Source organism: Mycobacterium heidelbergense (genome assembly GCF_010730745.1).
Lineage (GTDB): Bacteria > Actinomycetota > Actinomycetes > Mycobacteriales > Mycobacteriaceae > Mycobacterium > Mycobacterium heidelbergense.
This window is the reverse complement of record NZ_AP022615.1, coordinates 784,554-799,675: the sequence shown is the minus strand read 5'-3', so window position 1 is coordinate 799,675 and position 15,122 is coordinate 784,554. Positions and strand designations below refer to the sequence as shown.

Annotated in this window: 15 protein-coding genes; 11 read left to right on the top strand and 4 right to left on the bottom strand. The window is 69.4% G+C overall.

Annotated elements, in window-relative coordinates; all coding sequences use genetic code 11:
• The first annotated feature begins 15 nt into the window (after positions 1–15).
• Complete coding sequence (gene ppsA / locus G6N25_RS03810) at positions 16–2,325, top strand: phosphoenolpyruvate synthase (RefSeq protein ID WP_083073832.1); 2,310 nt, start codon at positions 16–18, stop codon at positions 2,323–2,325.
• On the opposite strand, the gene G6N25_RS03805 is transcribed toward ppsA, so the two are convergent.
• Positions 2,326–2,772 (bottom strand): Hsp20/alpha crystallin family protein, encoded by a 447-nt coding sequence (locus tag G6N25_RS03805; RefSeq protein WP_083073910.1) that lies wholly within the window; start codon positions 2,770–2,772, stop codon positions 2,326–2,328.
• A gap of 146 nt (positions 2,773–2,918) precedes the next feature.
• On the opposite strand from G6N25_RS03805, the gene G6N25_RS03800 reads away from it, so the two are divergent.
• The gene (locus G6N25_RS03800; RefSeq protein ID WP_083073833.1) at positions 2,919–3,302 is read left to right on the top strand and encodes a MerR family transcriptional regulator; all 384 of its coding nucleotides are present in this window, start codon (positions 2,919–2,921) and stop codon (positions 3,300–3,302) included.
• Between the two features lie 6 nt (positions 3,303–3,308).
• Here the strand turns inward: G6N25_RS03800 and G6N25_RS03795 are convergent, their stop codons facing one another.
• Positions 3,309–4,619 (bottom strand): NAD(P)/FAD-dependent oxidoreductase, encoded by a 1,311-nt coding sequence (locus G6N25_RS03795; protein WP_083073834.1) that lies wholly within the window; start codon positions 4,617–4,619, stop codon positions 3,309–3,311.
• 305 nt (positions 4,620–4,924) lie between these two features.
• Here G6N25_RS03795 and G6N25_RS03790 point away from each other — a divergent pair, with 305 nt between their 5' ends.
• The 4 genes from G6N25_RS03790 (at position 4,925) to G6N25_RS03775 (ending at position 10,003) form a co-directional block, all read left to right on the top strand.
• Complete coding sequence (locus G6N25_RS03790) at positions 4,925–5,647, top strand: GAF and ANTAR domain-containing protein (RefSeq protein ID WP_083073835.1); 723 nt, start codon at positions 4,925–4,927, stop codon at positions 5,645–5,647.
• Positions 5,648–5,718: 71 nt separating this feature from the next.
• The gene (locus G6N25_RS03785; protein ID WP_083073836.1) at positions 5,719–6,900 is read left to right on the top strand and encodes a zinc-dependent alcohol dehydrogenase; all 1,182 of its coding nucleotides are present in this window, start codon (positions 5,719–5,721) and stop codon (positions 6,898–6,900) included.
• A gap of 80 nt (positions 6,901–6,980) precedes the next feature.
• The gene (glgX, locus tag G6N25_RS03780; protein ID WP_163672349.1) at positions 6,981–9,140 is read left to right on the top strand and encodes a glycogen debranching protein GlgX; all 2,160 of its coding nucleotides are present in this window, start codon (positions 6,981–6,983) and stop codon (positions 9,138–9,140) included.
• A gap of 95 nt (positions 9,141–9,235) precedes the next feature.
• Positions 9,236–10,003, top strand: coding sequence for an SDR family oxidoreductase (locus G6N25_RS03775; protein ID WP_083073838.1), 768 nt, complete (start codon positions 9,236–9,238; stop codon positions 10,001–10,003).
• A gap of 22 nt (positions 10,004–10,025) precedes the next feature.
• Here G6N25_RS03775 and G6N25_RS03770 read toward each other — a convergent pair whose 3' ends face one another.
• Positions 10,026–11,012 carry a sensor domain-containing protein gene (locus G6N25_RS03770; protein ID WP_083073839.1) on the bottom strand — a complete coding sequence of 329 codons (987 nt, stop codon included), beginning with the start codon at positions 11,010–11,012 and terminating at the stop codon, positions 10,026–10,028.
• Between the two features lie 116 nt (positions 11,013–11,128).
• On the opposite strand from G6N25_RS03770, the gene G6N25_RS03765 reads away from it, so the two are divergent.
• The 3 genes from G6N25_RS03765 to G6N25_RS03755 are packed head-to-tail and all read left to right on the top strand — an operon-like array spanning position 11,129 to position 13,399.
• A complete protein-coding gene (locus G6N25_RS03765) occupies positions 11,129–11,575 on the top strand; it encodes an oxidoreductase (protein WP_083073840.1) in 447 nt (148 codons plus the stop codon).
• Positions 11,576–11,583: 8 nt separating this feature from the next.
• Positions 11,584–13,068 (top strand): molybdopterin-dependent oxidoreductase, encoded by a 1,485-nt coding sequence (locus G6N25_RS03760; RefSeq protein ID WP_083073841.1) that lies wholly within the window; start codon positions 11,584–11,586, stop codon positions 13,066–13,068.
• Between the two features lies 1 nt (position 13,069).
• A complete protein-coding gene (locus G6N25_RS03755) occupies positions 13,070–13,399 on the top strand; it encodes a hypothetical protein (protein ID WP_083073842.1) in 330 nt (109 codons plus the stop codon).
• Here the strand turns inward: G6N25_RS03755 and G6N25_RS03750 are convergent.
• Positions 13,338–13,709 carry a hypothetical protein gene (locus G6N25_RS03750; RefSeq protein WP_083073843.1) on the bottom strand — a complete coding sequence of 124 codons (372 nt, stop codon included), beginning with the start codon at positions 13,707–13,709 and terminating at the stop codon, positions 13,338–13,340. The two genes, G6N25_RS03755 and G6N25_RS03750, sit on opposite strands and share 62 nt — an antisense overlap.
• 198 nt (positions 13,710–13,907) lie before the next feature.
• On the opposite strand from G6N25_RS03750, the gene G6N25_RS03745 reads away from it, so the two are divergent.
• A complete protein-coding gene (locus G6N25_RS03745; protein WP_083073844.1) occupies positions 13,908–14,465 on the top strand; it encodes a hemerythrin domain-containing protein in 558 nt (185 codons plus the stop codon).
• A 2-nt stretch (positions 14,466–14,467) separates the two neighbouring features.
• Positions 14,468–15,106 carry a UdgX family uracil-DNA binding protein gene (locus tag G6N25_RS03740; RefSeq protein ID WP_083073845.1) on the top strand — a complete coding sequence of 213 codons (639 nt, stop codon included), beginning with the start codon at positions 14,468–14,470 and terminating at the stop codon, positions 15,104–15,106.
• The last annotated feature ends 16 nt before the right edge of the window (positions 15,107–15,122 follow it).

Below are 15,122 nucleotides of genomic sequence, written 5' to 3'. Positions count from 1 at the left end.
CGAGAAGGAGAAGGCATGTCAGCGGAAACCCGGGTGAGCGACTACGTCGCGGACATATCGACCCTGCGCCTGGCCGACGCCGAGGAAGCCGGCGGCAAGGGCGCCAACATGGGCGAGCTGGTCGCCGCCGGCCTTCCGGTCCCGGCCGGCTTCGTGCTGCTGCGGGGCGGCTACCTCGCCTCGATGCGGGCCGGCGGGGTGGACGCCGAACTCGCCGCCCTGCACCGCGAGGCGCTGGCGAGCGTCGACGACGGCGCCCGCCTCTCCGAGCTCTGCGGGCGAATGCAGCACCTGGTGGCCAAAGCCGGTGTCGGCGAGGACGTTCGCGGCCAGCTGCTGAGCGCGTACCGCCGGCTCGGCGCCGACTGCGTTGTGGCGGTGCGGTCTTCGGCGACGGGCGAGGACGGCCGCGACGCATCGTTTGCCGGGATGAACCGGACGCTGACGAACGTGACGGGCGACGACGCGGTGGTCGACGCCGTCGGGCAATGCTGGGCCTCGCTGTTCAGCCCCCGGGTGATCGCCTACCGCGCCAGCCGCGGCTTCACGGCCGATCCCGCGATGGCCGTCGTCGTCCAGCAGATGATCGCCTCCGAACGGGCCGGGGTCGCGTTCACCACCGACCCCAGCACGGGCGAGTCGGGGCACATCGTCATCGAGGCCGCGCTCGGCCTGGGTGAGGTCGTGGTGTCCGGAAAGGTCCAGCCCGACACCTACGTGGTCGACAAGAAGACGCTGCAGGTCGTCGACGTCAAGGTCGGCCACCAGGCGTTCAAGATCGAGCGCGGTGGGCAGGGACGCGATGTCATCGTGGAGCTGGACCCGGCACAGGCCGATGCGCGCGTCCTGGACGACGCGTCGCTGCGCCGCATCGCCGAATTGGCGATCGCGGTCGAAGCCCACCACGGCTGCCCGCAGGATGTCGAATGGGCCATCGCCGCCGGCAAGACGTGGTTGGTGCAAGCCAGGCCCATCACCACGTTGGGCGCCACCGCGTCCGACGATTCGAAGGCGGGCGGCGTGCTCGTTCGCGGGCTGCCGGCCGCGCCCGGTTCGGCGTCCGGCCGGGTGCGCGTCCTGCACTCTCCCGACGAGGGCGGCCGGTTGCTCGACGGCGAGATCCTGGTCGCCCCGATGACAAATCCGGACTGGCTGCCGGCGATCCGCCGCGCGGCGGCGCTGGTGACCGAGACCGGCGGCATGACCTGTCACGCGGCCATCGTGGCGCGCGAGCTCCGGGTTCCGTGCGTGGTGGGGGCCCGGGACGCGACCACGGTCCTGCACGATGGCCAAACGGTCATCGTGGACGGCGGGCGGGGAAGCGTCAGCGCCGGGGCTCTCGGCCCGCAGGCCCGCGCCGCCGGGCTGTCGGTGGTCGAGCCACCGGCCCCGTCGGGTGGCGGCGAAACGACCGGCACCAAGATCTACGTCAACCTGGCCATGCCCGACACGGCCGAAGCGGTCGCCGCGCAGGACGTCGACGGCGTCGGTTTACTGCGCGCCGAATTCATGCTGACCCAGGCGCTTTCGGGGAGGCACCCGCGCGACCTCATCGCCCACGGCGAGCAGGCCCATCTCGTCGATGCGATGGTGGAGTCCGTCGGGCGCATCGCGTCGGCCTTCGGGACCCGGCCGGTCGTCTACCGTGCCACCGACTTCCGCAGTAACGAGTTCCGCGGCCTGCGTGGCGGCGCCGCCTACGAGCCGGTCGAGCACAACCCGATGATCGGCTACCGCGGGTGCTACCGCTACATCACCGACCCGCATCTGTTCGCCCTGGAACTCGAGGCATTGGCTCGGGTGCGCGAGCGGAATCCCAACGTGCACCTGATGATTCCGTTCGTGCGGACGCGATGGGAACTGGAGGCCTGCCTGTCGCTCGTCGACCGGAGCCCGCTGGGCGCCCAGCGCGGCCTGCATCGCTGGGTCATGGCCGAGGTGCCCTCCGTCATGTACTGGCTGCCCGAATACATCGGGCTGGGCGTGGATGGCGTCTCCATCGGCAGCAACGACCTCACCCAACTGATCCTCGGAGTCGACCGCGATTCCGATATCTGCGCCGAGTTATTCGACGAATCCGACGGCTCCGTCCTCGATGCCCTCGCTCGCATCGTGGCGATCGCGCGCAAACACCGCATCACGTCGTCGCTGTGTGGTCAGGCGCCGTCGACCAATCCCAGCTTCGCGGAGCATCTCGTTCGCATGGGTATCACCTCGGTGTCGGTCAACCCGGACGCGGCGGCGGCCACCCGGCGGACGGTCGCCGCCGCCGAACGCCGGTTGCTGCTGGAGGCGGCGCTGGGCCGGCCCCACCCCGCCGGATGATCAGGCGTCTATGACCTCCCGCTTCGAGGCGCTGTCGACGGCCTGGTGTCCGTTGCCGCGGGCGACCGAAATCTTGCGCGGCTTGGCCTTTTCGGCAACCGGGATGCGCAGGCTCAAGACGCCTTCGCGGTAGGAGGCCTCGATCCTTTCGGTGTCGAGGTTTTCGCCGAGCACGAGCTGGCGGCTGAACACCCCCCGCGGCCGCTCGGTGGCCAGCATCTCGCGGTCGGGGTCGACGGCCGGCCGCTCGGCACGCACGGTCACGACGTTGCGCTCGATGTCGATGTCGAGCGTGTCGGCGTCGATGCCCGGCAGGTCGAACTCGACGACGAACTGTTCTCCCTCGCGCCAGGCGTCCATCGGCATCACCGCGGGCCGGGCGGCCGTGCCCAGCACTTGCTGGGCGAAGCGGTCCAGCTCACGGAACGGGTCGGTACGCATCAGCATGGCGGTCACGTCTCACTCCAATCTGATCGTGTGAAAGCCTGCTATTTTTCTATGTCAAGCGACATAGGTTTTATATAGCACTATCGACAGTAGGATGCAACTGTGATAAACAGGTTTTCTGTGTCTGTTTGCTAAGGAGACGCCCGATGACGGACAACACTGGCGACAGCGGTGCGCCGGCGCCCGATCGGGGGGTGTACGGAATCTCGGTGGCCGCCGAGCTTTCCGGCGTCGCGGTGCAGTCACTGCGCCTCTACGAACGGCATGGGCTTTTGCGGCCGGCCCGAAGCGGCGGCGGGACCCGACGCTACAGCGCCGACGACCTGACCCGGCTGCAGCGCATCAGCGCGCTGGTCGACGCCGGGGTCAACCTGGCCGGCATTGCCCGCATCCTGAGCCTGGAAGACGACAACGCCGCCCTATCGGCGGCCAATACCGACCTGCGGTCCACCAACCGCTCCTTGCGGAACTCGGCGAAGGTGACCCCGTCGAGGGGGGCCGCCAAGCGGCGGGAGGCGGACGCGACCTGATGCGCGTCAGCTGGTCTTCGGCATCGGGATGCCCTCGCTGGCCGCGAATTGCGCGCCCTCCTCGGAGGACAGGCCGATCGATACCACCGACCGGTCGAACAGCGCGTCGGTCAGGTAGGCCAGCGACACCGCCCACCGGTTGACCGGCCGCGGGATCGCGTAGAGGTGGTAGGCCCGGGTCACGGCCTTCGCGGGCAGCCCCGACAGGTGCACGTTGAGCGGGTTGGCCACGGCATACCCGGGCCCCAGGTCGACCACCAGGCCCAGGTTGCGGTGCTTGTATCGCTTGTTCGTGCCGTAGCCGAGGCTGGCGGCGACGTTTCGGGCGAGCACCTTGCCCTGGCGGGTGGCGTGCTGCGCGGTGGGCGGCGTGATCTTTCCGGGCTGCGTCAGGTCGGGAACCGCGGCCGCGTCACCGGCCGCGAAGACGTCGGGGTGCCCCGGCACCTGGAGATCGGCCCGGACCTTGAGGCGGCCCCGCTCGGTCGGCAACCCCAGATCCTGAATCAACGGGGCGCCGGTCACCCCCGTCACCCAGGCGATCGTGTGCGTGCCAATACGCGAATCATCGCTCAGCACAACGTGATCCGCGTGTGCCTCCTTGAGCGTGACGCCGAGCCGGACGTCGATGCCGCGGCGGCGCAGCACCTTCAGCGCGGCATCGCCGAGCTTCTGGCCGACCTCGGGCATGACCTGGTCGGCAAGATCGAGCAACAGGAACGTGACGTCGGCGGCCTTGAATCCCATCTGCTTGGCCGCCGCGTCGGCCAGCGCCCGCAGTTGCGCGACCAGCTCGGTGCCCGAATACGAGGCGCCGACCACCACGACGGTGCGCCGCGCCGCGGCCGCCCTGGGGTCGTCCTCGATGTTGGCCAGCTCGAGCTGCTCGACGAAGTGGTCGCGCAGGTAGAGCGCCTCGGCGGTGGTCTTCAGGCCCCGCGCGTGCGTCGCCAGCCCCGGCACGTCGAACAGCCGTGTCACCGATCCCGGGGTCAGCACCAGGCGGTCCCAGGACAGGCTGTGGCTGCGTTCCTCGGGATCGCAATACGTCAGGGTGCGCCGCGCGAAGTCGACACCGTCGACACGGCCGCGCACCGTGTGGACACCGTCGAGCGTGTTGGCAAGGGGCACCGCGACGAAGCGGGCGTCGACGACGCCGCCGGCGACGTCCGGCAGCAGCGGCGTGTAGAGCATGTAATCGACCGGAGAAATCATCGTGATGTCGACCGGCGCGCGCCGCCGGCCGAGGATTCGGGCCAGCCGGCGGGCGCAGGTGAATCCGGTGAAGCCGCTGCCCACTATCGCGATCGAGGTCACCGTCCCGAGTGTAGAGCGGATTCGGCGGGCGGTCCCGGGTCGGCGCGGGCGTCGCCGAGATGGCGGGCATGAAAGTTGTTGGTCGCCAACTCTTTACCTGCCTCGGCACCGATTCGAAGGTGCGGACGTCCTCGTGCCCCGGTTCGGGCCGCCCCGGGCATCCGTTCTGTGCTTTGCACTTCGTTGCCTGGCTCATAGACTTCGTTTGGTGGCTGATTTTGTCGCCGCCACGATGACACAAGTGCAGTAGGTATCCGCCGGGGCGCAGCGCCGGGCGGCCCGGAAGCCCTCGAGGGGGTGATGTCGTGCCGGATGGCAATAACACCATCGTTGCGCAGCTGGCGGGACTGGTGGCCAGCCTCGACCGCCACGGCACGGAAACGAACGTGGGGTTGCGCGAACTCCTCGACAGTGGCGCTCAACACGTGCCGGGCTGCCGGTACGCCGGGATCACCCTCGCCGACAAGGGCAAGGCGGTCACCTGTGTGGCCGCCACACATCGCTACGCGATGCTGCTGGACGCGGTCCAGAACAAGTACCGCGAAGGGCCCTGTCTGTCGGCGGTGTGGGAACACCACATGATGCACGTCAACGACCTGACCGTCGACCGCCGCTGGCCGCTCTATCGGCGGTGCGCGCTCGAGCAGACCCCGATCCGCTCGGTCCTGTCGTACGAGTTGTTCGTCGACGGCAGCGGCATGGCCGCGCTGAATTTCTTTGCCGACCGTCCACACGCCTTTACCGACGAATCGCGGGAGCTTGGCGGTGTTTTCGCCACCCACGTCGCCTTGGCCTGGTCGATGATGCGCCGCCAGGATCAGTTCCGCAGCGCCCTGGCGTCGCGCGACCTCATCGGCCAGGCCAAGGGGGTCATCATGGAACGCTTCGATCTCGACGCCGTCGAAGCGTTTGAGCTCCTCGGGCGGCTGTCGCAACAGTCCAACACCAAGTTGATCGACATCGCCAAAGCGCTGATCGACAGCGAACATCCGCTCAAGCGCCGCCGGGAAAGCGACGGCTGCGCGTAGCCCGGCGTTTCAACGGGTTTGAGACGGGTATCAGCCGGCTATCACCGTCGACAGTCCAAGCGGGAGTGTTTATGCGAGCTGTGACGTGGCACGGCAAGCGCGACGTGCGCGTGGAGTCGAGGCCCGACCCGAAGATCGAACAACCCACCGATGCCATCGTCGAGGTCACCTCGACCAACATCTGCGGGTCCGACCTGCACCTCTACGAAATCCTCGGGGCCTTCATGAAACCGGGGGACATCCTCGGCCACGAACCCATGGGGATCGTCCGCGAAGTCGGAGGAGAAACCGGCGACCTTCGGGTCGGGGACCGCGTCGTCATCCCGTTTCAGATCTCCTGCGGCCACTGCTTCATGTGCGACAAGCAGCTTTTCACCCAGTGTGAAACCACCCAGGTGCGCGAGAAGGGCATGGGGGCGGCGCTTTTCGGCTATTCGGAGCTCTACGGCGAAGTCCCCGGCGGCCAGGCCGAACTGCTCCGCGTGCCGCAGGCCCAGTTCACCCACATCAAAGTCCCTGTCGGACCGCCGGATTCGCGATTCGTGTATCTGTCCGACGTGCTACCCACCGCCTGGCAGGCGGTGGCGTACGCCGACATCCCCGACGGCGGAACGGTGGCCGTCCTGGGCCTGGGCCCGATCGGGGACATGGCCGCGCGCATCGCCGACCACCTCGGCTACCGGGTCATCGCCGTCGACCTGGTGCCCGAACGCCTGGCCCGCGCCGCCCAGCGCGGCATTCACACCGTCGACCTGGGGCGCCTCGATGCCTCGCTCGGTGACGCGATCCGGGATCTGACGGACGGCCGGGGCGCGGACTCGGTGATCGACGCCGTGGGCATGGAGGCGCACGGTTCCCCGGCCGCCCGGCTGGCCCAACAAGCGAGCACGATGCTGCCGGACGCGGTGGCCAGGCGGCTGCTGCAGACGGCCGGCGTGGACCGGCTCGGCGCCCTGCACTCCGCCATCGAGATCGTGCGGCGCGGCGGAACGATCTCGCTGGTCGGCGTCTATGGCGGGGCCGCCGATCCCCTGCCGATGCTCAAGCTGTTCGACAAGCAAGTGACCCTGCGGATGGGGCAGGCCAACGTCAAGAAGTGGGTCGATGACATCATGCCGTTGCTGACCGACGACGACCCGCTCGGCGTCGACGGGTTCGCCACTCACGTGCTGCCCCTCGACCAGGCCCCGCACGCCTACGAGATCTTCCAGAAGAAGCAGGACGGAGCCGTCAAGGTCATCCTGAAACCCTGAAAATCACTGGGCTGCAACGCTTTCCGTTTGCGGCCCGGACGGCGGTTTGACCGCCGCGCCGGTCGGGTATCACATGCGCCATGACCAGCCCAGGCGCCGTCGCCCCCACGCCCACCGGTGACGTGTGGCCCGGCAGGGCCTATCCGCTGGGGGCGACGTACGACGGCGCGGGCACCAACTTCGCGGTGTTCAGCGAGGTCGCCGAGCGCGTCGAGCTGTGCCTGTTCGACGCCGACGGCACCGAAAGCCGCGTCACCCTGCCCGAGGTCGACGGCTTCGTCTGGCACGCCTACGTGCCGAACATCGAACCGGGCCAGCGCTACGGCTACCGCGTCCACGGCCCGTACGAGCCCGGGGCCGGGCTGCGGTGCAACCCGAACAAGCTGCTGCTGGACCCGTATTCGAAGGCCATCGACGGCACCTTCGAGTGGAACCAGTCGCTGTTCGGCTACGACTTCGGCGACCCCGACAGCCGCAACGACGACGACTCGGCGGCCAGCATGCCCAAGTCGGTGGTGATCAACCCGTACTTCGACTGGGGCAACGACCGCCCGCCCGACCACCACTACGCCGACACGGTCGTCTACGAGGCGCACGTCAAGGGCCTGACCCGCACGCATCCCGACATCCCCGAACAGCTCCGCGGCACCTACGCCGCGGTGGCGCACCCGGTGATCATCGAGCACCTCACGAGCATCGGCGTCACCGCGGTCGAGCTGATGCCGGTGCACCACTTCGCCAACGATTCCACCCTGATCGACAAGGGCCTGTCGAATTACTGGGGCTACAACACGATTTCGTTCTTCGCGCCCGACCCGAAGTACTCCAGCGCCGCCTCGGCGGGGGGCCAGGTGCAGGAGTTCAAGGCGATGGTGCGCGCCCTGCACGAGGCCGGCATCGAGGTCATCCTCGACGTGGTCTACAACCACACCGCCGAGGGCAACCACCTGGGCCCGGCGTTGTCGATGCGTGGCATCGACAACGCCGCCTACTACCGGCTGGTCGACGACGACCAGCGCTACTACATGGACTACACCGGCACCGGCAACAGCCTCAACGTCGGGCATCCGCACGCGCTGCAGCTGATCATGGACTCGCTGCGCTACTGGGTGACCGAGATGCACGTCGACGGCTTCCGCTTCGACCTGGCCGCCACGCTGGCCCGCGAGTTCTACGACGTCGACCGGCTGGCCACGTTTTTCGAACTCGTGCAACAGGATCCGACGGTCAGCCAGGTCAAGCTCATCGCCGAGCCGTGGGACGTCGGGCCCGGCGGCTACCAGGTCGGCAACTTCCCGCCGCAGTGGACCGAATGGAACGGCAAGTACCGCGACACCGTCCGGGACTTCTGGCGCGGCGAGCCCGCCACCCTCGACGAGTTCGCCTACCGGCTGTCCGGATCGGCCGACCTCTACGAGCACACCGCGCGCCGGCCGGTCGCCTCCATCAACTTCGTCACCGCCCACGACGGATTCACGCTGCGCGACCTGGTGTCCTACAACGAGAAGCACAACGACGCCAACGGCGAGGACAACAACGACGGCGAGAGCCACAACCGGTCCTGGAACTGCGGCGCGGAGGGCCCGACCGACGACGCCGGCATCAACGAACTGCGCGCCCGCCAGCAGCGCAACTTCCTCACCACGCTGCTGCTGTCCCAGGGCGTGCCGATGATCTGCCACGGCGACGAGCTCGGCCGCACCCAGCAGGGCAACAACAACGGCTACTGCCAGGACAACGAGCTCACCTGGATCGACTGGGCCGATGCCGACGCCGGCCTGCTGGAGTTCACCCGGGCGGTGTCGGCGCTGCGCGCCACCCACCCGGTGTTCCGCAGGCGCCGCTTCTTCAACGGCAAGCCGGTCGGCCGGCGCGGCCAGGATGGCCTGCCCGACATCTCCTGGTTCACCCCCGAGGGCGCGGAGATGACCGAGGAGGACTGGGGCGCGAGCTTCGCGAAGTCCGTCGCGGTGTTCCTCAACGGCCACGGCATCCCCGACCGCGACGCGCGGGGCCAGCGGGTGGTCGACGACTCGTTCCTGCTGTGCTTCAACGCCCACCACGAGCCGCTCGAATTCAGCCTTCCGCCAACGGAATTCGGCGCCGCGTGGCGCACGGTGGTGCACACCGGATCCGCGGGGCCGGCGCCGCCGGAGGAACTGCCCGCGGAGGCCGCGCTCACCGTGGCCGCGCACACCGCCGTGGTGCTGCAAGCCGTGGGAGAGACCCCGGCGGGTTGACACAAATCCGCCCGATCGTCACGGGCCCGGCCCCCGGCCGATACGCTGGGCCTGCGGCGGGCTCGTTACAGGAGAGGGCGAATATGTCAAGGACGGTGGTGGTGGGCGCCTCCAGCGGGCTGGGGCGCTGCATAGGTGTCGGCCTGGCCCGGCGCGGCGATCGGGTGGCGCTGCTGGCCCGGCGCCGCCAACGCATCGAGGCCGCGGCCACGGACGCCGGCCCCGACGCGATCGCCATCGAATGCGACGTCACCGACGAGGCCTCGTGCCGCAAGGCGATCGGCGACGCCGCCGGCGCCCTGGGCGGCATCGACAACCTCGTCTACACGCCCGCCGTCGGGCCGCTCGTCCGCATGGTCGACACCGACGCCGACACGTGGCGGCGCATCTTCGACACCAACGTCATCGGCGCGGCGCTGGTGACCGCCGCGGCCGTCCCGCACCTGACCGCCTCCGCGGGCAAGGCCGTCTACCTCTCCTCCGACGCGGGCACCTTCGGGCCGCCCTGGCCGGGCCTCGGGGCGTACGGCGTCAGCAAGGCGGCCCTCGAGCGGCTCGTCGACGCGTGGCGGGCCGAGCACCCCGACATCGGCTTCACCTGCCTCATCGTGGGGGAGTGCGCGGGCGGCGAGGGCGACGGCCAAACCGGGATGAACGCCGGCTGGGACATGGACCTCGCCATGAAGGCCGTCCCGCTGTGGGCGTCCCGCGGCTGCATGCCCGGCAAGTTGATGCCGGTCGAGGACCTCGTGGACGTGGTGCACGCGATCCTGCGCACCGACGCGGCGACGTCGTTGCCGGTCGTGGTGGCCCGGGGAGCGCCGGCCGGCCCCGCGGCGTTCGCGGACCCCGCGCAGCCGTAACGCCGGTCACCCGACTGGGCCGTCAGCCGGGAATCTTGTTGAGCATGTAGTCGGCGATGCCCACGACAGACTGCCGGGGGCCGCCGCCGTCGGTGGTGCCGCTGGCCGACACGTACAGGTCGATGACGACGTTGGCTTTCGCCGCGATGGCGCGGGCGGAGCGCACCTGCAGGCCCTTGGGCGCCAGGTCCATCGTCGTGACGCCGTTGCCGGCATTGGACGCGACCCCCAGCACAAAGGGGATCGTTTCCCCGTTGGGAGCCGAGACGCTGACCGTCAGGCCGCCGCACTGGCGCCAGCCGGCCAGCAGCTTCGCCAGTTGCGACTGCGCCGCGGCCGGATCGCGGAAGGCCGAGGCGGCCTGGATCACCTGCATCGACGTGAACAGGCTGCGCGAGTCGGAAAATTCCTGCGCGCGGTATCCGAAAATCGCGTCGACGGTGTACGCGTCCGGGGTCCCGGGCAGGATGCTTCCCCAGCACTCCGGACGGTCGATGGTCCCCTCCCTGTCGGACCTGGCCGGATGGTCCCACGTCTGACCGGCCTCGAGGTTCTGGTCGCCGGTGATGGTCTTCAGGTCGTCGAGACCGGGCAGGAGCGTCGCCATGGCGGCCGGCTCGACCGTCGGCCCCGCGGGTGCCGTAGTGGTCGTCGCGGGCGCCGCGGTCCGACCGGACGTGGACGTGAAGGTCGCCAGGGCGGCCCATGCGACCAGCGCGACGACCGTGAGCGTGATGAACGCATAGGACAGCGCCACCCCGGCCAGCGCGCGGTCCCGGCCAAGCTCACCCGTGCGGCGGATCTGCGCCAGCCCCAGGTGCCCCAGGATCGCGCCCGCGGGCGGGAACACGAACGCGAACACCAGCGACAGCGTCGCCACGGTGTTGACGGGCGGGCGGTAGGGCGGTGCGGGCGGCGGCGGTTCCACCGGCGGGCCGGCGGGTGGCACCCGGCCGAGCGGATCGTAAGTGAACGGGTTGTACCCGAACGGATCCTGAGGATCGGTCACGCGGGTGCCTCCTTCCCTGGAATCCTGCCGAAAATGTAGCCCGACGACGATCGCGCGCGGGAGGCGGCTCATCGCCGATTTCGTTTGGGACCGACGCCGCGGGGTATCTCTCGACGGTGGGTTTTCTCGGCCTTGGCGGGTATGTCGCCTTCGACCTGCCCAGGGTGGTGGCGGGTCTGGGCGCCGCCCTGCTCCTCGGTATCGCCGCGACGCACGCCTATCTGCTGGGCGGCCGGGAGCCGCTGCCCCGATATTTCGTGGTGTACGCCGCCGCCGTGATCGCCGGCTGCCTGCTTGCGGCGGGCGGCATCGAATTCGGCCGCAATCCCCGTGTGGCCCAAGCGGGTTGGCTTCTCGGCAGCTTGCTTTCGGTCGTCATCCTCGGGGTTGACGTCGGCACCCGGTGGGCCAGCGTGCCGTCCCTGACAACGATGACGGGACGCTGGGACTTCGCGCCCGCCACCTGCGTGCTCGCCTGCGCGGGCGCCTTCCTCGGCGTGCACGCGTCGGTGCTGCTGGGCATCAACGTCGCCTATCCGCAACGGCGGCACTGGGAGGACTGACCGGGACAGTGTTCGACTACCCGGCGTGGCTGCGCCTCGATCATTGGCTCAACGTCCTGTTTCTGACGCTGCTGCTGCGCAGTGGCATCGAGATCCTCTCCACCCACCCCAAGCTGTACTGGCGCGACGACAGCAGGCCCGGCACCGAATGGGCGCGCTTCACCCCCAAGACAATGCCGACCGACAAGCTCTACGACACCCTCGACGAGGAGGAGGACTACAGCTCGCTGGTGGCCCTGCCCGGCCACAAGAAATTGGGCATGGGGCGCCACTGGCACTTCGTCTCGGTGATCGGCTGGATCCTGGTCGGGCTTTCCTACTACGTCCTGCTGTTTGCCACCGGCCAGTGGCACCGGTACTGGCCCTACTCGTGGTCGATCTTCCCGGAGGCGTGGAACGACGCCGTCACCTACGCCACGTTCAACCTGCCCCCGCTGCTCCCCGGCGAACCGCTGGACGCCATGCAGAAGCTGACCTACGCCGGCGTCGTCTTCGCGCTCGCCCCGTTCCAGATCCTCACGGGCGCGGCGCAGTCCCCGGCGATCGAGGCCCGGTTCCCGTGGTTCGTGCGACTCTGGGGCGGCCGGCAGTCGGCGCGCAGCCTGCACTTCCTGGGCCTGGTCGCGTTCGTGGCCTTCATCGCGGTCCACCTGTCGATGGTCTTCTTCTGGGGCTGGGGTCGGCTCAACGCCTCGATGATCTTCGGATCCGTCCGCAACGTCACCGCGGCGACCGCGCTGTCGTTCGCGATCATCGGCGCGATCGTCGCGGTCCACGTCGCGGCCACGGTGTGGAGCCTGCGCCGCCCGGTCCAGGTCCGCCGCGTCCTCGGTGCGGTGGTCACGCGCGCCCGGCTCATCCTGCTGCGCCCGCTGGATTCCCGGCAGGACTATCCGGAGCGGATGCTGTCGGAACAACACCGCGTCAACGGCAAACCGCCGTGCTCGACCGCGTACAAGGTGATGGCCGTGCACAACTTCGTCGACTGGCGGCTGCGGGTCGGCGGCCTCGTCGAGCGGCCCGTGACCTTGGACCTGGCCGCGCTGCGCGCGCTGGCCGAACCGCAACGGCAACGGGTGCTGCACAACTGCGTCCAGGGCTGGTCGAGCATCGGCGAGTGGAAGGGGCTCCCGCTGGTGTCGCTCGCGGACCTGGTGCGGCCGCTTCCGCAGGCGCGCTTCGTGTGCTTCCTGACCATGCAGGACACCGGCCGCGACGAACCCGCCGCGGAGGGGGAGGGCCAGTTCTACGAGGTGGTGGACCTCGAACTCGCCTACAAGCCGCAAACCATCCTGGCGTACGAGATGAACGGAAAGCCGTTGCCCATCAAGCACGGTGCGCCGTTGCGGCTGCGGGTGGAGACCCAGGTGGGCTTCAAGATGGCCAAGTGGATCGACCGGATCGAGTTCATCGACGACCATCGCGGCGTCGGCTACGGCCTGGGCGGTTGGCGCGAGGACAACGTCCATTACGACAAGGACGTGGAGATCTGACATGGATGGCCCCGCCGACGACGCGATGGCGCGCCCGGAGCTGATCGCGCTGGACCCGACCGCCCGCGGACGGGTGCAAGCACAGATCGCCGCCAAGGGCGGACACTGCGAACGCTGCGGCGCGAAGGACTTCGACGTCGGGGACGCGCTGTTCCTGGGTTTCCTGTTCCTCGACGAGGATCGCGAGGCCTACATGATCGCGCTGACCTGTCGCAATCCGGGGTGCGCCGCGCCGCGGACCGCAATCGTGTTGCCGGAGAAGGACTTTCTCAGCGACGGGTGTGCGTGCGGGACGAAAGCGCTTTGGCCGTCGCGGGCGGCGCGTCGGTGAAATTCGGGCGGGCGAGCCGGAATCGGTCGATCAGGTGCGCCAGCATGCGCAGCTCGTCGCGCAGGGCGCGGAATCTGCGCTCGTCCGCGTCGTCGAGCATGCCCAGCGAGCTGTAGTGCACCAGCCGCCGCAGCCGCCCCGCGAGCACCGTGCCCCACCGGATGCTGAAGTCGTAGCGCTGCCCCTCGGTTACCGGCGCCTCGTCGTCCTTTTTCCCGAGCCGCCTGAGCGCCTCGATCTGTCCGGTGATCACCTCGACGTCGTCGTCAATCGCGACCGTCGCGCGGGATTGCTGTGGTGGTGCGCTCATCGGGTTCTCCCGGCCGGCCACGATCGCTCACCGTCCTTTCGCCCGTGTACTTCCGGGAGAATTACCCCGACCGGCGCGCCTCACACCTGTTTTCCCCGCGACGGCGCCCGCCGTTTGGCGGCCGCGACGGTCGGGTAGCCCACTGAGCAGCGCGCAACAGCCCGCGCGCCGACGGACAATGCAGATGGGAATCACACCATGGCTCAGCACATCAAGTCGCCCACCGACGTCGTCGAGTTCCTGGTCGGTCAGCACGAGCAGATCAAGTCCCTGTTCGCCGAAACGCTGTCGGCCGCCGGGAAAGAACGGGAGAAAGCCTTCGTCGAACTTCGGCGGCTGCTCGCCGTGCACGAAACCGCCGAAGAGGAGATCGTCCACCCGCGGGCGAAGCGGAAGATCGCCGGCGGTGCCGCGGTGGTCGACCAGCGGTTGAAGGAGGAGCACGAGGCCAAGACGGTCCTGCAGAAGCTGGAGAAGCTCGACGTCGACAGCGAGGAGTTCACCCGCGAGCTGACGCAGCTCCGCGATGCCGTCCTCGATCACGCCGAGCACGAGGAGAAGGACGAGTTCGCCAAGCTGGGCGAGCAATTGAGCGGCGACGAGCTGGACAAGATGGGCCGCGCCGCCAAGCTTGCCGAGGCGATCGCGCCCACCCGGCCGCATGCCGGCGTCGAATCCCAGGTGGCCAACCTGGCCGCGGGCCCGTTCGCGGCGATGCTGGACCGGGCGCGCGACGCCATCGTCGGCAAGGGCTAGCACTGAGCGCCACGCGGTACCTACCCGAAGACCGTGGCCTCGAGTCGCTGGAAACGGCGGCCGACCGCTGCCGGGGTTGCCCGCTGTACGCCGACGCCACCCAGACCGTCTTCGGTCACGGACCGCCCGGCGCGGCCCTCATGCTGGTGGGTGAGCAGCCCGGGGATCAGGAGGACCGCGCGGGCTTGCCCTTCGTCGGGCCCGCGGGGCGGCTGCTCGCCCGGGCGCTCGACGAGGCCGGCATCGACCCGGCGCTGACCTACCAGACCAACGCCGTCAAGCACTTCAAGTTCACCCGAAAGGGCGGCAAGCGCCGGATCCACCAGAAACCCAGCCGCACCGAGGTCGTCGCGTGCCGGCCCTGGCTCATCGCCGAGATCGAGGCGGTGCGGCCGCGGGTAATCGTCTGCCTCGGCGCGACCGCCGCGCAATCGCTTCTCGGGGCGGCGTTTCGGGTGTCCACCCAGCGCGGCCGGGTCGTCGAGCTGCCCTCGGCGGTCGACGTCCGGCTGACGCCCGAGCCGGTCGTCGTGCCGACCGTGCACCCGTCGTCGGTGCTGCGCGACCGCAGCGCCGGCCACGACGCGGCCTACCGCTCGTTTGTCGACGACCTGTGCGGCGCGCGCGACGCGTACGAGTGAGGCCGCCGCCGGGAGC

Bases quoted from the DNA above. Each gene is read 5' to 3' on its own strand.
- ppsA (WP_083073832.1), top strand. From the start codon at position 16: ATGTCAGCGGAAACCCGGGTGAGCGACTACGTCGCGGACATATCGACC.
- G6N25_RS03805 (WP_083073910.1), bottom strand. From the start codon at position 2,772: ATGCTGATGCGTACCGACCCGTTCCGTGAGCTGGACCGCTTCGCCCAG.
- G6N25_RS03800 (WP_083073833.1), top strand. From the start codon at position 2,919: ATGACGGACAACACTGGCGACAGCGGTGCGCCGGCGCCCGATCGGGGG.
- G6N25_RS03785 (WP_083073836.1), top strand. From the start codon at position 5,719: ATGCGAGCTGTGACGTGGCACGGCAAGCGCGACGTGCGCGTGGAGTCG.
- glgX (WP_163672349.1), top strand. From the start codon at position 6,981: ATGACCAGCCCAGGCGCCGTCGCCCCCACGCCCACCGGTGACGTGTGG.
- G6N25_RS03755 (WP_083073842.1), top strand. From the start codon at position 13,070: ATGGATGGCCCCGCCGACGACGCGATGGCGCGCCCGGAGCTGATCGCG.
- G6N25_RS03750 (WP_083073843.1), bottom strand. From the start codon at position 13,709: ATGAGCGCACCACCACAGCAATCCCGCGCGACGGTCGCGATTGACGAC.
- G6N25_RS03745 (WP_083073844.1), top strand. From the start codon at position 13,908: ATGGCTCAGCACATCAAGTCGCCCACCGACGTCGTCGAGTTCCTGGTC.